This is a genomic window from Aeromicrobium sp. (assembly GCF_023146395.1).
GTDB lineage: Bacteria > Actinomycetota > Actinomycetes > Propionibacteriales > Nocardioidaceae > Aeromicrobium.
Window position 1 is genome coordinate 80,264 of sequence record NZ_JAGLCD010000001.1, and the last position, 12,920, is coordinate 93,183.

Here is a 12,920-nt window from a genome sequence, read left to right on the forward strand (position 1 = left end):
GCGAGGGAGAGGTGGGACTCCGAACGTGTTGAGCGTGAAGAATCTCGAGGTCGTCTACGACGACGTCGTGCTGGCCGCCCGCGGCGTGTCCCTGGAAGTGCCGGACGGCAAGATCGTCGCCCTGCTCGGCGCCAACGGCTCCGGCAAGACCACGGTCCTGCGCGCCCTCTCCGGGATGCTCGACATCCACGAGGGGTCGATCCGCAAGGGCACGGTGCAGCTCGGCGACGAGGACGTCAGCCAGCTCAGCCCGACGGCCCTGGCCAAGCGCGGGGTGCGCCACGTGCTCGAGGGTCGGCGGGTCTTCAAGGAGCTGAGCGTCGAGGAGAACCTGCGGGTCGGCGCGCACGTCGCGCGCAAGGACCTCAAGTCGAACCTGGCCCGCGTTTACGACCTCTTCCCGCGCCTGCACGAGCGCCGCTCCGGGCAGGCCGGCTACCTCTCCGGTGGCGAGCAGCAGATGCTCGCGATCGGCCGGTCGATGATGTCGGACCCGCGCTTCCTGCTGCTCGACGAGCCGAGCCTGGGGCTCGCGCCCCTCGTCGTGGCGCAGATCCGCGACATCATCGTGGAGATCAACGCCCAGGGCACGGGCGTCCTGCTGGTCGAGCAGAACGCCACGATGGCTCTGCAGATCGCGCACCACGGCTACGTCGCCGAGACCGGGCGCATCGTGATGGACCGGCCGGCCGCCCAGCTGCTCGCCGACGACGACATCCGTGAGTTCTACCTCGGCCTCGGAGCCGAGGGCGACCGCACGAGCTACCGCGACCTCAAGCACTACCGACGCCGCAAGAGGTGGGCCTCATGACCACGACCACGGCGCCCCCGAGCGCCCCCGGCGCCCACGCCGCGACCCGCGAACCCGTCCTGCGGGTCGAGGACGTCCAGCTGCGGTTCGGGCAGGTCACCGCGATCGACGGCGTGAGCTTCGACGTGCTCCCCGACGAGCTGTTCGCCGTGATCGGCCCCAACGGCGCGGGCAAGACCTCGATCTTCAACGTGATCTCCGGTGTCTACCGGCCCCAGCAGGGCAGCGTGACGCTCGACGGCAAGCGCCTCGACGGCGCTCGCCCGGCGGCGATCGCGCGCCGTGGCGTGGCGCGGACCTTCCAGAACATCGAGCTGTTCGCGAACTTGACGGTCATCGACAACCTGATGCTGGGGCGGCACCAGCACATCCACTACGGCACGCTCTCGGCGCTCGCCTGGATCGGCCGGGCTCGTCGGCAGGAGCTGGTCCACCGCCGTGCGGTCGAGGAGATCGTCGACTTCCTCGACCTCGCTGCCTGGCGGGCGATGCCGGTCGGCCTGCTGCCGTACGGCGTGCAGAAGCGGGTGGAGCTGGGCCGCGCTCTGGCGATGGAACCTCGCCTGCTGCTGCTCGACGAGCCGGTGGCCGGCATGAACCTGGAGGAGACCGAGGACATGGCGCGGTACATCTCCGACATCCGCGGCGAGCTGGGGGTCTCGATGATCATGGTCGAGCACGACATGGCGCTGGTCATGGACCTGGCCGACCGGGTCATGGTGCTCGACTTCGGTGTCCCGGTCACGACCGGCACCCCGGCGCAGGTGCAGCGTGATCCACGCGTCGTCGCGGCCTACCTCGGCGGCGAGCTCGACGCGGCCGGCGATCCCACCGACGCCACGGCCGCCGGAGCCGAGCAGGTGCGCCCGTGACCGCGGTACAGACGGCGCCCGACGCCGTGCACGTCGCCGACACGATCGTCACCCGCGTGCGCGACCGCGCCGCGCGCCACCCGCACGGGGTCGCGATGCGGCGCAAGGACTTCGGGGTCTGGCAGGAGATCACGTGGGCCGAGTACTGGGACCTCGTCGTCACGGTCGGCCACGGTCTGCTCGCCCTGGGCGTCGAGCCGGGTGACCGGGTCTCGGTCCAGTCCGAGAACCGTCCGGAGTGGCTCATCCTCGATCTCGCCACGGTCGCGGTGCGCGGCACGACAGTGGGGCTCTACCCCACCAACCCTGCGGCCGAGGTCGGCTACCTGCTGGGTCACAGCGGGTCCAAGGTCCACCTGGTCGAGGACCAGGAGCAGCTCGACAAGGCGCTCGACGTCACGGCCGAGACGCCGGACCTGCAGCACCTGATCCACCTCGAGACGCGCGGCATCGAGGGCCGCTACGACGAGCCGCGGCTGCGGTCGTGGTCGAGCCTGCTGGAGCTGGGGGAGCAGCACCGGTCCGCCCATCCGGGCGCGGTGGAGGCGCTGATCGCCGCCGCCCAGTCCGACGACGTCATGACGTTGGTCTACACCTCGGGCACGACCGGACCGCCGAAGGGCGCGATGCTCACGCTCGCCAACTGCGCCTTCGCGATGCACTCGGTGTTCGACCAGAGCAGCTTCGTCGACCCCGCCCCCGGCGAGCACGACCTGACGCTGTCCTACCTGCCGCTGTGCCACGTCGCCGAGCGCTTCTTCAGCACGTGGTTCAACGCCGGGGCGGGGGTGCAGACGAACTTCGCCGAGTCGATCGACACCGTGCCGGCGAACCTGCGCGAGATCCAGCCGACCCTGTTCTTCGCGGTGCCGCGGATCTGGGAGAAGCTGCTCGCCACGGCGCGGATCAAGCTCGACTCGGCCACCCCGGTCAAGCGCGCCTACGCCAAGTTCTGGCTGGGTCAGGCCGACAAGATCGGCGGCGTGCTCGTCGAGAACGGCGGCTCCCACACGACGAGCACGCGCATCCGGTACGCGATCGGCTGGCCGCTGTTCTTCCGGGCGCTGCAGAGCCGCCTGGGTCTGCGGCGCGTGCGGTACGCCTCGAGCGGTGCGGCACCGATCGCCCCGGACGTGCTGCGCTTCTTCATGGGCATCGGCGTCAAGGTCCACGAGGTCTACGGCATGACCGAGAACTCGGCCGTCGCCACCGCCAACCGGCCCGGCCGGGTCAAGCTCGGCACGGTCGGTGAGCCCCTGGAGGGCGCCGAGGTCCGCCTCGACGAGGAGACCGGGGAGGTGCTGACCCGGCACCCCGCGGTGTTCGCCGGCTACTGGCGCAATCCCGAGGCCACGGCCCAGGCCATCGACGCCGACGGCTGGCTCCACACCGGTGACGTGGGCACGTGGGTCGACGGCACGCACCTGGCCATCACCGATCGGATGAAGGACATCATCATCACCTCAGGCGGCAAGAACGTCTCGCCCTCGGAGATCGAGAACGCGCTCAAGGCCTCGCCCTTCATCAAGGAGGCGGTCGTCGTCGGTGACGGCCGCAAGTACCTGACCGCCCTGATCGGCATCGAGCTCGACACGGTCGGTGAGTGGGCGCAGCGCCGCGGGCTCGGCTTCACGACCTACCACGACCTGAGCGTGAAGCCCGAGGTGCGCGACCTCGTCAAGGGCACCGTCACGACGGTGAACGAGCAGTTCTCCAACGTCGAGAAGATCAAGGACTTCCGACTCCTGCCGAAGGAGCTCGACCACGAGGACGGCGAGCTCACCGCGACCCAGAAGGTCAAGCGCTCGGCCATCAACCAGCTCTTCGAGGAGCTGATCGCCGACATGTACCGCACCGGCTCGGGCGGGGTCGGCTCGGGCGGGGTCGGCACGGAGCAGGGGGGCACGGCATGACCGGCTTTCTGACCGCGGTCTCCGGCGGCCTGGGGCAAGGGGCGATCTACGTCCTGCTCGCCCTCGGGTTCGTCATCATCTACAAGTCCATGAAGGTCGTGAGCTTCGCGCAGCCGGCGTTCATGATGGCCGGCGCGATCCTCGTGAGCTACCTGACGCCGCGCTTCGGCTTCGCCGGCGCGGTCATCGTGGGCACGATCTCGATCGGGCTCGTGGCGCTCGCGGTGGAACGCATCGCGATCCGGCCCATGGTCGGCAAGGCGGTGTTCGTCATCGCGATCATCACGATCGGTGTCGACATCGTGGTGCGCGTCGTGGCCGGCGCCTTTGTCGGCACCGACCCGCTGCTCGTGGGCGACCCCTGGGGTCTGGACACGGTCTCGATCGGCGACGTGCAGGTGCAGCAGCGCCACATCGCTGCGCTCGTCGCGATGATCGTCGTGGTCGTGGCCCTCATGCTGTTCTTCCGGTTCAGCTCGATGGGCTTGGCCATGCGGGCTGCCGCGCTCGACCAGGAGGCCGCGATGGCCCAGGGCGTCAGCGTCGGCGCGGTGTTCGCCCTGTCGTGGGCGCTCGCGGGCGGCCTGGCCGCCCTGGCCGGTGTCTTCGCGGCGGCCGGCAATCCGATCGACCAGACGTTCTGGGTCGTGGCCCTCGCGGCGTTGCCCGTGATCATCGTCGGGGGCCTGGACTCCCTCGGGGGCGCGGTCGTGGCGGGACTGCTCGTCGGGGTCGTGGAGTCGCTCGTGCGGGCGTACCACAACGACCTCTTCCCGAACCTGGCCACGAACACCGGTCCGCTCGCCCCCTACGTCCTCATGATGGTCGTGCTGCTGGTCAGACCACACGGCCTCTTCGGCACCAAGGAGGTCGAACGGGTATGACGATGGTGTCTCCCCAGAAGGGTTCCCAGCAGCCGTCCGACCGCGGTGCGGCGCGGCCCACCGCGCCGCGCTCGCGCCGGGTGTGGGGTCGTCCCGATCTCTACACGTCGTACCGCCAGGACATGGCGATGCTCAACACCCGGCCGAAGCAGCTCGGGGTGCTCGCGATCGTCGTGGTCGCGGCGATCCTGCCCTTCGTCACGTCCGACGACCTGCTCAAGATCCTCGGCACCGGCCTGGTGCTGTCGATCGGCGCGATCGGCCTGAACCTGCTGGTCGGCTACGCCGGCCAGGTGTCGCTGGGGCACGCGTTCTTCGTCGGGGTCGGCGCGTACGCCGCCTCGGCGATCGCGGGCGACCCCGAGGGGCGCTACATCGGTTTCGGCGTCGACATCGTGCCGGTCTGGATCCTCGGCGGTGGCATCGCGGCGGCCGTGGCGGGCGCGATCGTGGCCCCGATCGCCACCCGGCTGCGGGGTCTCTACCTGGCGATCGTGACGCTCGGCCTCGTCGTGATCGGCGGCTACATCTTCACCGAGTGGCGCGATCTGTCCGGCGGCGCCCAGGTGGGGCGCGAGGCGCCGCAGCCGGTCATCCTCGGCTCCGACCTGACGGTCGACGGTGCGTTCACGCAGGAGCAGAAGCTGTACTGGCTCTTCCTGGTCGTGCTGGTCATCACGGCGGTCCTGGCGCGCAACGTCGCGCGCTCCCGCGTCGGCCGTGCGCTCGCGGCGGTCCGTGACCGTGACGTCGCGGCGGGGGTCATGGGCGTCGAGCTCGGGCGCTACAAGCTCATCGCCTTCGTGCTGTCGTCGTTCTTCGCCGGGGTGTGCGGGTCGCTGCTGTTCGTCGCCAACGGGGTGTTCGGCCCGGAGCGGTTCACCCTGCTCCTCTCGGTGCAGTTCATCGCGATGGTGCTGATCGGCGGGGTCGCGACGGTGTCGGGCTCGATCATGGGCGCGATGCTGATCGCCCTGCTGCCGCGCATCTCGGCCGAGCTGCCGTCGTTCCTGCCGTTCATCACCTCGGCGGCGAACGAGCACCCGAACATCTTCGAGGTCGAGATCGCCCTCTACGGGGCGCTGATCGTGATCTTTCTGCTGTTCGAGCCCCGAGGGCTCTTCGGGATCTGGGTCCGGATCCGGACCTACTGGAAAAGCTTCCCCTTCTCCTACTGAGTCGGGGCGAGTCAAAGATGGAGGAATCTGCATGAACCGATCAATTCGACGGCTCTCCGTGGCTGCCGTGGTGTCGGCCCTCGTCCTGACCGCCTGCGGGCGCGGGGGCGACGACGACAACGCCGGTGGCGACGGTGCGGTCGGTCCTGGCGTCACCGAGGAGCCGTGTCCCGACGCGGTCGACGAGACCAAGGGCTGCATCTACCTGGGCACGATCAGCGACCTGACCGGCGCGTTCAAGGGGGTCGGCGTCCCGCTGACGGCCGGTGGCGCCGCGTTCTGGCAGTACGTCAACGAGAACGGGGGCGTCGGCGACTACGAGGTCAACGTCACCGAGTTCGTGCGGGACAACGCCTACAACCCCGAGACCCATCAGCAGGTCTACTCCGAGATCAAGGACGAGGTCCTCGCGATGGCGCAGTCGCTCGGCACGGTCGCCACCGAGGCCATGCTGATGGACTCCGACGCCGAGAACCTGGTCGTCGTGCCGGCCACCCTCGGCTCGAACTGGTACTTCGAGGACCGTGTCCTCGAGATCGGCACGAGCTACTGCGCCGAGGCCATGAACGCGGTCGACTACGGCGTCGACGAGCTCGACGCCGACAGCATCGCCGCGGTGCACTTCCCCGGTGACTACGGCGATGACGCGATGGTCGGCGCCCGGATCGCCGCCGAGGAGCGCGGAGTGGAGTTCACCGACATCCAGACTGGACCCGGTGCCGACCAGCAGGCGGCCGCCGTGAAGGCGGTCGTCGACTCCGGAGCCGATCTCGTGGTCATCTCCACGGGTCCGCTCGAGGTCGCCGCGGTCGTGGGTGGCGCGGTCCAGGCCGGCTTCACCGGCAAGTTCGTGGGCTCCATCCCGACGTGGAACGCGGCGCTGCTGCAGTCCCCGGCGGGTCCGGCGCTCGAGGCGTCCTACCTGTGGGCCACGTCGTTCCCGCTCTGGGACACCGACAGCCCCGGCTTCGAGGCCATGCGCACCGCCAACGGCGATGCGACGCCGAACGACTACTTCGCGCTCGGCTGGACCGGCGGCTACGTCATGAAGGCCGCGCTGGAGCAGGCGATCGAGGACGGCGACCTGACCCGCGAGGGACTGCTCAAGGCCGCCACGTCGCTCGACGGGGTCGACAGCGAGGGCATGCTGCCCGACGGCAGCGCGAACTACGCCGGTGACGCCAACGAGGCTGCGGTGCGTGCCACCCAGCTCGGCATCCCGCAGTCAGGCACCAGCACCGGGATCGCGCCGTCGGTCGACTTCTTCACGGGTCCGACCGCCGAGGAGTACGACTTCCAGGAGGCCTGCTACCTGCAGAAGTAGCGCACGTCCATCGCGGCCGCGGTGCGTCTTCGGACGCCCCGCGGCCGTGGTGCGTCCGCCGGCTCGACGCAATCTGAGGGTTCATGGTCGCGGAGGGGGCAAGGTTGAGGGTTCATGGGTGCCCCGGCACCCTCAACCCCTCAGGCCTCGCCCCTCAGTCCTTGTCCCGCGTCCGCTCCATGTCGTCGGCCAGGTCGGGGTGCGAGTACGGGCCGGGGGCGCGCAGGTGGTCGATGACGCGCTGCACCGACTCCGGGTCCTTGTCCTGGCTCAGCTTCGCCTTGACGTCGAACCGGGTCACCGGGATCCGCAGACCCACCGTGCCCCGGGCCACGGGGGCCGCCCAGTCGCGGTCGAGCCACATCGGCTCGTCGACGTGCTGCTCGAAGTGCGCCACGAGGCGCACGAGCGTGTCGAGATTCTCCTCGGGCGTCAGCACCTCCGGCACGCCCCACAGGTGCGCCACCGTGAAATTCCAGGTGGGTGCCCGCGACGACCCCGGCGCGTACCAGCTGGGGGAGACGTACCCGTGGTGGCCCTGCACGATCACGAGCAGCTCGCGCCCCTGCGCAGCGGCAGCGTCGAGCTCGTGGATGCGCTCGTCGGGCCGGCCGACGTGGGTCAGCACCACGAGCTCGTCGGTCCCGTCCTCGAGCACGACGGGGTAGTGCGAGGCCACGGGTCCGGCCGAGGTGCTGCTGACGATCGTGGCGAATCCCGTGCGGAGCACGAGCTCGCGCACGGCCGCGACGTCGGTCACCGCGTGGGCCGGGCTGGGCCTCACGACGCGCGGGCGGCGGTGTCGGTGATCGCCGCGACGAGCGTGTCCCACAGGGCCGGTGGCAGGTCGTGGGCCATGCCCTCGACCATCCGCAGCTCGGCCCCCGGGATGGCCTCGGCCGTGGCGCGGCCTCCGGACGGGTTGACCAGGCGGTCGGCCGTGCCGTGCACCACGGTGGCCGGGACCGAAAGACGTCGCAGTGCCGCCGTGCGGTCGGGCTGGGTCAGGATCGCCATCATCTGGCGCACGACCCCGCTCGCGCTGTAGCCGCGGTCGTAGGTGATCTCGGCCCGCCGGCGGGCGGCCTCCGGGTCCGGCGGAAAAGCGGGCGAGCCGATCAGCGCCGAGGACTCCACGGACCGGGCGACGTAGGCGTCGCGGGTCGGCTTGGTGCGCTTCAGCAGGTGCGGGATCAGACGAGGATCCTGCCAGCCGACCGTGCGTCGTCCTGTGGTCGACATGATCGAGGTGAGGCTCAGCACGCGGTCGGGCTCCTGGATCGCCAGCGTCTGCGCGATCATGCCGCCCATCGACGCGCCCACGACGTGCGCCTGGTCGATGCCCAGGGCGTCGAGCAGGCCGGCGGCGTCCTCCGCGAGGTCGCTGATCGAGTACGGCGCGCGGACCGCGAGGTCGACCGGGCCGAGCTTGAGCGGTGGCACCCCGAGGAACGCGCGCACCAGGTCGGTGCGCCCCATCGCGTGCTGGCGCACCTTGGTGGAGCGCCCGGTGTCGCGGTTGTCGTACCGGATCACGAAGAAGCCGCGGTCGGCGAGCAGGCGGCACAGCTCCTCGTCCCACCAGCCCATCGGACCGCTGAGCCCCATGATCAGCAGTATCGCGGGATCGGTGTCGTCGCCGAAGGTCTGGTGGCACAGGTCGATGCCCGACGGGAGGCTCGCGAACAGCTCGTCAGAGCTCGTGACGGACGAGGTGGTCATGCGGGGCCCTTCGGGAGGTCGGGGCGAGCCTCAGTGCTCGTAGTCGATCGAGGAGTAGGCCTTGAGCTTGGACAGCTTGTGCTCGCTGTGGATCTTGCGGATCGTGCCGCTGCGCGAGCGCATCACGAGCGACTCGGTGATCGCGGCGCCCTTGGTGTAGCGCACGCCCGCGAGCAGGTCGCCGTCGGTGATGCCGGTCGCGACGAAGAAGCAGTCGTCGGCCGTGACGAGGTCGTCGGTGTGCAGGATGCGCTCCAGGTCGTGGCCGGCGTCGACCGCGCGCTGGCGCTCCTCGTCGCCCGTGGGCCACAGGCGGGTCTGGAGCACGCCGCCCAGGGCCTTCATGGCGCACGCCGTGATGATGCCCTCCGGCGTGCCGCCGACGCCGACCATGAGATCGACGCCGGTGTCGGGGCGGGCGGCGCTGATGGCGCTGGCGACGTCCCCGTCGGTGATGAACTTGATGCGGGCCCCGGCGGCGCGGACCTGCTCGACCAGGTCCTCGTGGCGTGGACGTTCCAGGATGCACACCGTGACGTCGCTGTGCGAGACGCCCTTGGTGCGGGCGATGATGTCGATGTTCTCGGCGACCGGGAGCCGGATGTCGATCAGGTCGGCGAACTCCGGCCCGGCGGCGATCTTCTCCATGTAGAACACCGCCGAGGGGTCGTACATCGACCCGCGGGGGGCGACGGCCATGACGCTGATCGCGTTCGGCATGCCCTTGGCGGTCAAGGTGGTGCCGTCGATCGGGTCGACCGCGACGTCGCACTCGGGGCCGTTGCCGTCGCCGACCTGCTCGCCGTTGAACAACATGGGCGCCTCGTCCTTCTCGCCCTCGCCGATCACGACGACACCGTTCATCTCGACGGTGTTGATCAGGGTGCGCATGGCGTTGACCGCGACCCCGTCGGCTCCGTTCTTGTCGCCGCGGCCGACCCAGCGACCGGCGGCCATGGCCCCGGCTTCGGTGACACGGACGAGGTCGAGGGCGAGATTGCGGTCGGGCGCCATGTCGGCGGGCTGAAGGCTCTCCACCCGAGCATCCTAGTGGCACCGGGACGTCCGACGCGGGCGCGACCGTCCCGGCGGTGCGCGCGGTCGCCGCGCGGGAACTGTCGGGTCCGCGGGCGCTGGGCATGTTCTGCCTAGACTCGTCGGGTGATCCGCTTCGACCACGTCACCAAGACGTACTCCGGACAGAAGCGACCTGCCCTCGACGGTCTCGACCTGGAGATCGCCAAGGGCGAGTTCGTGTTCCTCGTCGGTGCCTCGGGCTCCGGCAAGTCGACGTTCCTGCGCCTCGTGCTGCGCGAGGAGCGGCCGAGCGAGGGCCGGGTCTTCGTGGCGGGCAAGGAGATCGACAAGCTCTCGAGCTGGAAGGTCCCCAAGCTGCGTCGCCAGGTCGGCACCGTGTTCCAGGACTTCCGCCTGCTGCCCAACCGCACCGTCAACGAGAACGTCGCCTTCGCCCTGCAGGTCATCGGCAAGTCGCGCGCCGAGATCGACAAGGTCGTCCCCGAGACGCTCGAGCTCGTGGGCCTGGAGGGCAAGGGCCACCGGCTCCCCAACGAGCTGTCCGGCGGCGAGCAGCAGCGCGTCGCGGTCGCCCGGGCGTTCGTCAACCGCCCGAAGATCCTCATCGCGGACGAGCCCACCGGAAATCTCGACCCCGCCACCAGCGTCGGCATCATGAAGCTGCTCGACCGCATCAACCGCACCGACACGACGGTCGTGATGGCCACCCACGACTCCTCGATCGTCGACCAGATGCGCAAGCGCGTCATCGAGCTCGACGACGGGCGCGTCGTGCGCGACGAGGCCCGCGGCATCTACGGGTACCAGAGCTGAGGAGCGCATGAATCTCACGCTGCGGGAGCTGGGCACCAGCCTGTCCCGAAACAAGTCGATGACGATCTCGCTCGTCGTCACGATGACGGTCTCGCTGCTGCTGGCGGGGCTGGGCCTGCTGATCCAGGCCCAGGCCGACCGCACCGAGGAGTACTTCGGCAACCAGCTGCAGCTGCAGGTCAGCCTGTGCACCGGCACGTCCAAGGCGCCGACCTGTATCGGCGGCGCCGCCACCGACGCCCAGAAGGAAGCCGTCGAGGAGGCCCTGCGCGACAACCCGGAGGTCGAGAGCTTCGAGGTGCGCACGGCCGAGCAGAACTTCGAGCGCGCCAAGGAGCGCATCGGCGACTCCGACACGGGGCGCAAGCAGCTCGAGGTCGTCGGCGTCGAGGACTTCGCCGACTCGTACTTCGTCACGCTGGTCAACCCGCAGGAGTACGACGGCGTGCTGAGCCAGGTCAGCGGGATGGACGGCGTCAACAGCGTTCTCTCGCTCGAGGACCTGCTCAAGCCGCTCTTCGTGGCACTCGAGAAGCTGCAGTGGGCCTCGATCGGCACGGCGCTGCTACTGATCCTCGCCGCGATCCTGCAGGTCTCCAACACGATCCGGATGACGGCCCATGCGCGCCGCCGCGAGATCAGCATCATGCGCTACGTCGGCGCGTCCAGCTGGCACATCCAGCTGCCGTTCATCCTGGAGTCGCTCGTGGCGGCGGTCGTCTCGGCCGCGCTGGCCTCGGCCGGCATCGCGGCGTTCATGGGTTTCGTGGTCTACGGCTTCCTGCGGGAGAACCTGCAGATCACGACGTGGGTGCGCTGGCAGGAGGCGCTCGGCGTGATGGGTCTGACCTCGTTGCTCGCCGTCGCCCTCGCGCTGCTGCCCACCCTGCTGCTCACGCGCCGGTACCTCAAGGTCTGACCAACGCGCCCGGGATGTCGGCGGGGGTAGCCGTGACCCTCAAGGTGAACTAGAGTCTCTCTCGTCACACTGGTTCACTCACGTCGCACTCGCCTGCCCGTCAGGGCACTTCCCCAGGTCGAGGTTTTCCTATGAGATCCACCCCGCGGTCCGCTCTGCTGGCGTTCACGCTGACCTTCGCGCTGATCGCCGCGCTCGCAGGTCCGTCGCTGGCCGAGTCCAAGGACGATCTCGAGCGCAAGAAGAACGGGGTCAGCTCCGAGATCAACGGCGCCCGGCAGTCCTACGACGAGTCGAGCAAGGCGGCGGCCGACGCCGCCTACGCGCTGCAGGCCTCGCAGGCCCAGCTCGCGGACGCCCAGGCCCAGCTCGGCAACGTGCGAGGTCAGCTCGTCGCCGCCCGGGCGCTCGATGCCCAGAAGCAGGTCGAGCTCGCCCAGAGCGAGGCCGACCTGGCCCAGGCGGAGGCCGACCTCGCGGCCGGCGAGCAGCAGGTCGACGCGTCGACCCAGGAGGTCATCGCGTTCACGGTCGAGTCCTTGCAGGACGCGGGCTCGGGGCTTCGCGCCTTCAACGACCTCGTGAGCGGCGCCGACCCGACGGAGTTCACCGAGCAGGTCGCGATCAACAACACGATCGCCGACTCCCAGCTGAGCAAGCTCGACACGCTCGACGCGACGCGCGTCATGCTCGACCTGAACGAGCAGAAGGTGCAGGCGCTGCGCGACCAGGTCAAGGTCGAGCGCGACGAGGCCGCGGCGAACCTGGCCAACATCACGGTGCTGGAGCAGCAGGCCGCCGCCCAGGAGGCCTCGGTCGCCCAGCTCGTGCAGACGAACTCCGCGAACAAGTCCGCCGCCGACGCCGCCGTGGCGGCCGACGCGGCCGACATCGCGGCGCTCGAGGCCGAGCGCAACCGGCTGGAGGCCCAGATCCAGGCCGAGATCGCCCGGTCCACCCCGCCGCCGGCGTCCGGAGGCGGTGGCGGCGGCGGAGGTGGCGGCAGCAGCAGCGGCAGCGGCCTCTCCTACCCGCTGAGCTCGATCCGCATCACCTCGCCCTACGGCTACCGGATCCACCCGATCACGGGCAAGCGGCGCCTGCACGACGGCATGGACTTCGGCGCCGCCTGCGGCACGCCGATCAAGGCCGCGGCCGACGGCACGATCATGAGCCAGTACTACAACAGCGGCTACGGCAACCGGGTCATCCTGAACAACGGCACGATCCGGGGCGCCAACATCGTCACGACCTACAACCACCTCTCGCGTTTCGCGGTGAGCGCGGGCCAGCGGGTCTCGCGCGGTCAGACGATCGGCTACGTGGGCACGACGGGATCCTCCACGGGGTGCCACCTGCACTTCATGGTCCTGGTCAACGGCTCGCACACGAACCCGGCCAACTGGATCGGCTGACGCCCGGCCCCTTCCTCCCGTCCAGGTGAGA

The 12,920-nt window shown here is 69.9% G+C and carries 12 protein-coding genes; 9 read left to right on the forward strand and 3 right to left on the reverse strand.

Going from position 1 to position 12,920, the window contains the following annotated elements:
- Positions 1-25 precede the first annotated feature (25 nt).
- From KAG51_RS00405 to KAG51_RS00430, 6 genes are read left to right on the forward strand one after another with little or no spacing between them, the layout of a single operon-like run.
- Positions 26-811, forward strand: coding sequence for an ABC transporter ATP-binding protein (locus KAG51_RS00405; RefSeq protein ID WP_300233030.1), 786 nt, complete (start codon positions 26-28; stop codon positions 809-811).
- The gene (locus KAG51_RS00410) at positions 808-1,683 is read left to right on the forward strand and encodes an ABC transporter ATP-binding protein (RefSeq protein ID WP_290579487.1); all 876 of its coding nucleotides are present in this window, start codon (positions 808-810) and stop codon (positions 1,681-1,683) included. The genes KAG51_RS00405 and KAG51_RS00410 overlap by 4 nt, the downstream gene beginning before the upstream one ends.
- The gene (locus KAG51_RS00415; RefSeq protein ID WP_290579489.1) at positions 1,680-3,596 is read left to right on the forward strand and encodes an AMP-binding protein; all 1,917 of its coding nucleotides are present in this window, start codon (positions 1,680-1,682) and stop codon (positions 3,594-3,596) included. Before KAG51_RS00410 ends, KAG51_RS00415 begins: the two co-directional genes overlap by 4 nt.
- Entirely contained in the window at positions 3,593-4,480 is an 888-nt protein-coding gene (locus KAG51_RS00420) for a branched-chain amino acid ABC transporter permease (RefSeq protein WP_290579491.1), read from the forward strand. Before KAG51_RS00415 ends, KAG51_RS00420 begins: the two co-directional genes overlap by 4 nt.
- Complete coding sequence (locus KAG51_RS00425; RefSeq protein ID WP_290579493.1) at positions 4,477-5,658, forward strand: branched-chain amino acid ABC transporter permease; 1,182 nt, start codon at positions 4,477-4,479, stop codon at positions 5,656-5,658. The genes KAG51_RS00420 and KAG51_RS00425 overlap by 4 nt, the downstream gene beginning before the upstream one ends.
- A 31-nt stretch (positions 5,659-5,689) precedes the next feature.
- Positions 5,690-6,982 (forward strand): ABC transporter substrate-binding protein, encoded by a 1,293-nt coding sequence (locus tag KAG51_RS00430; RefSeq protein ID WP_290579495.1) that lies wholly within the window; start codon positions 5,690-5,692, stop codon positions 6,980-6,982.
- A 154-nt stretch (positions 6,983-7,136) separates the two neighbouring features.
- Here the strand turns inward: KAG51_RS00430 and KAG51_RS00435 are convergent, their stop codons facing one another.
- Genes KAG51_RS00435 through glpX form a run of 3 tightly spaced genes read right to left on the reverse strand, consistent with a single transcriptional unit; the run spans position 7,137 to position 9,718 of the window.
- On the reverse strand, positions 7,137-7,742 hold the full coding sequence (locus tag KAG51_RS00435) for an FMN-binding negative transcriptional regulator (RefSeq protein ID WP_290579497.1): 606 nt from the start codon (positions 7,740-7,742) through the stop codon (positions 7,137-7,139).
- A 20-nt stretch (positions 7,743-7,762) separates the two neighbouring features.
- Positions 7,763-8,704, reverse strand: a complete 942-nt coding sequence (locus KAG51_RS00440; RefSeq protein WP_290579499.1) for an alpha/beta hydrolase — start codon at positions 8,702-8,704, stop codon at positions 7,763-7,765.
- Positions 8,705-8,734: 30 nt separating this feature from the next.
- Positions 8,735-9,718 (reverse strand): class II fructose-bisphosphatase, encoded by a 984-nt coding sequence (glpX, locus tag KAG51_RS00445; protein ID WP_290579703.1) that lies wholly within the window; start codon positions 9,716-9,718, stop codon positions 8,735-8,737.
- 147 nt (positions 9,719-9,865) lie between these two features.
- On the opposite strand from glpX, the gene ftsE reads away from it, so the two are divergent.
- The 3 genes from ftsE (at position 9,866) to KAG51_RS00460 (ending at position 12,889) form a co-directional block, all read left to right on the forward strand.
- Positions 9,866-10,555 carry a cell division ATP-binding protein FtsE gene (gene ftsE / locus KAG51_RS00450; protein ID WP_290579501.1) on the forward strand — a complete coding sequence of 230 codons (690 nt, stop codon included), beginning with the start codon at positions 9,866-9,868 and terminating at the stop codon, positions 10,553-10,555.
- A 7-nt stretch (positions 10,556-10,562) separates the two neighbouring features.
- A complete protein-coding gene (ftsX, locus tag KAG51_RS00455) occupies positions 10,563-11,474 on the forward strand; it encodes a permease-like cell division protein FtsX (protein ID WP_290579503.1) in 912 nt (303 codons plus the stop codon).
- A 131-nt stretch (positions 11,475-11,605) separates the two neighbouring features.
- The gene (locus tag KAG51_RS00460; protein WP_290579505.1) at positions 11,606-12,889 is read left to right on the forward strand and encodes a M23 family metallopeptidase; all 1,284 of its coding nucleotides are present in this window, start codon (positions 11,606-11,608) and stop codon (positions 12,887-12,889) included.
- Positions 12,890-12,920: the final 31 nt, after the last annotated feature.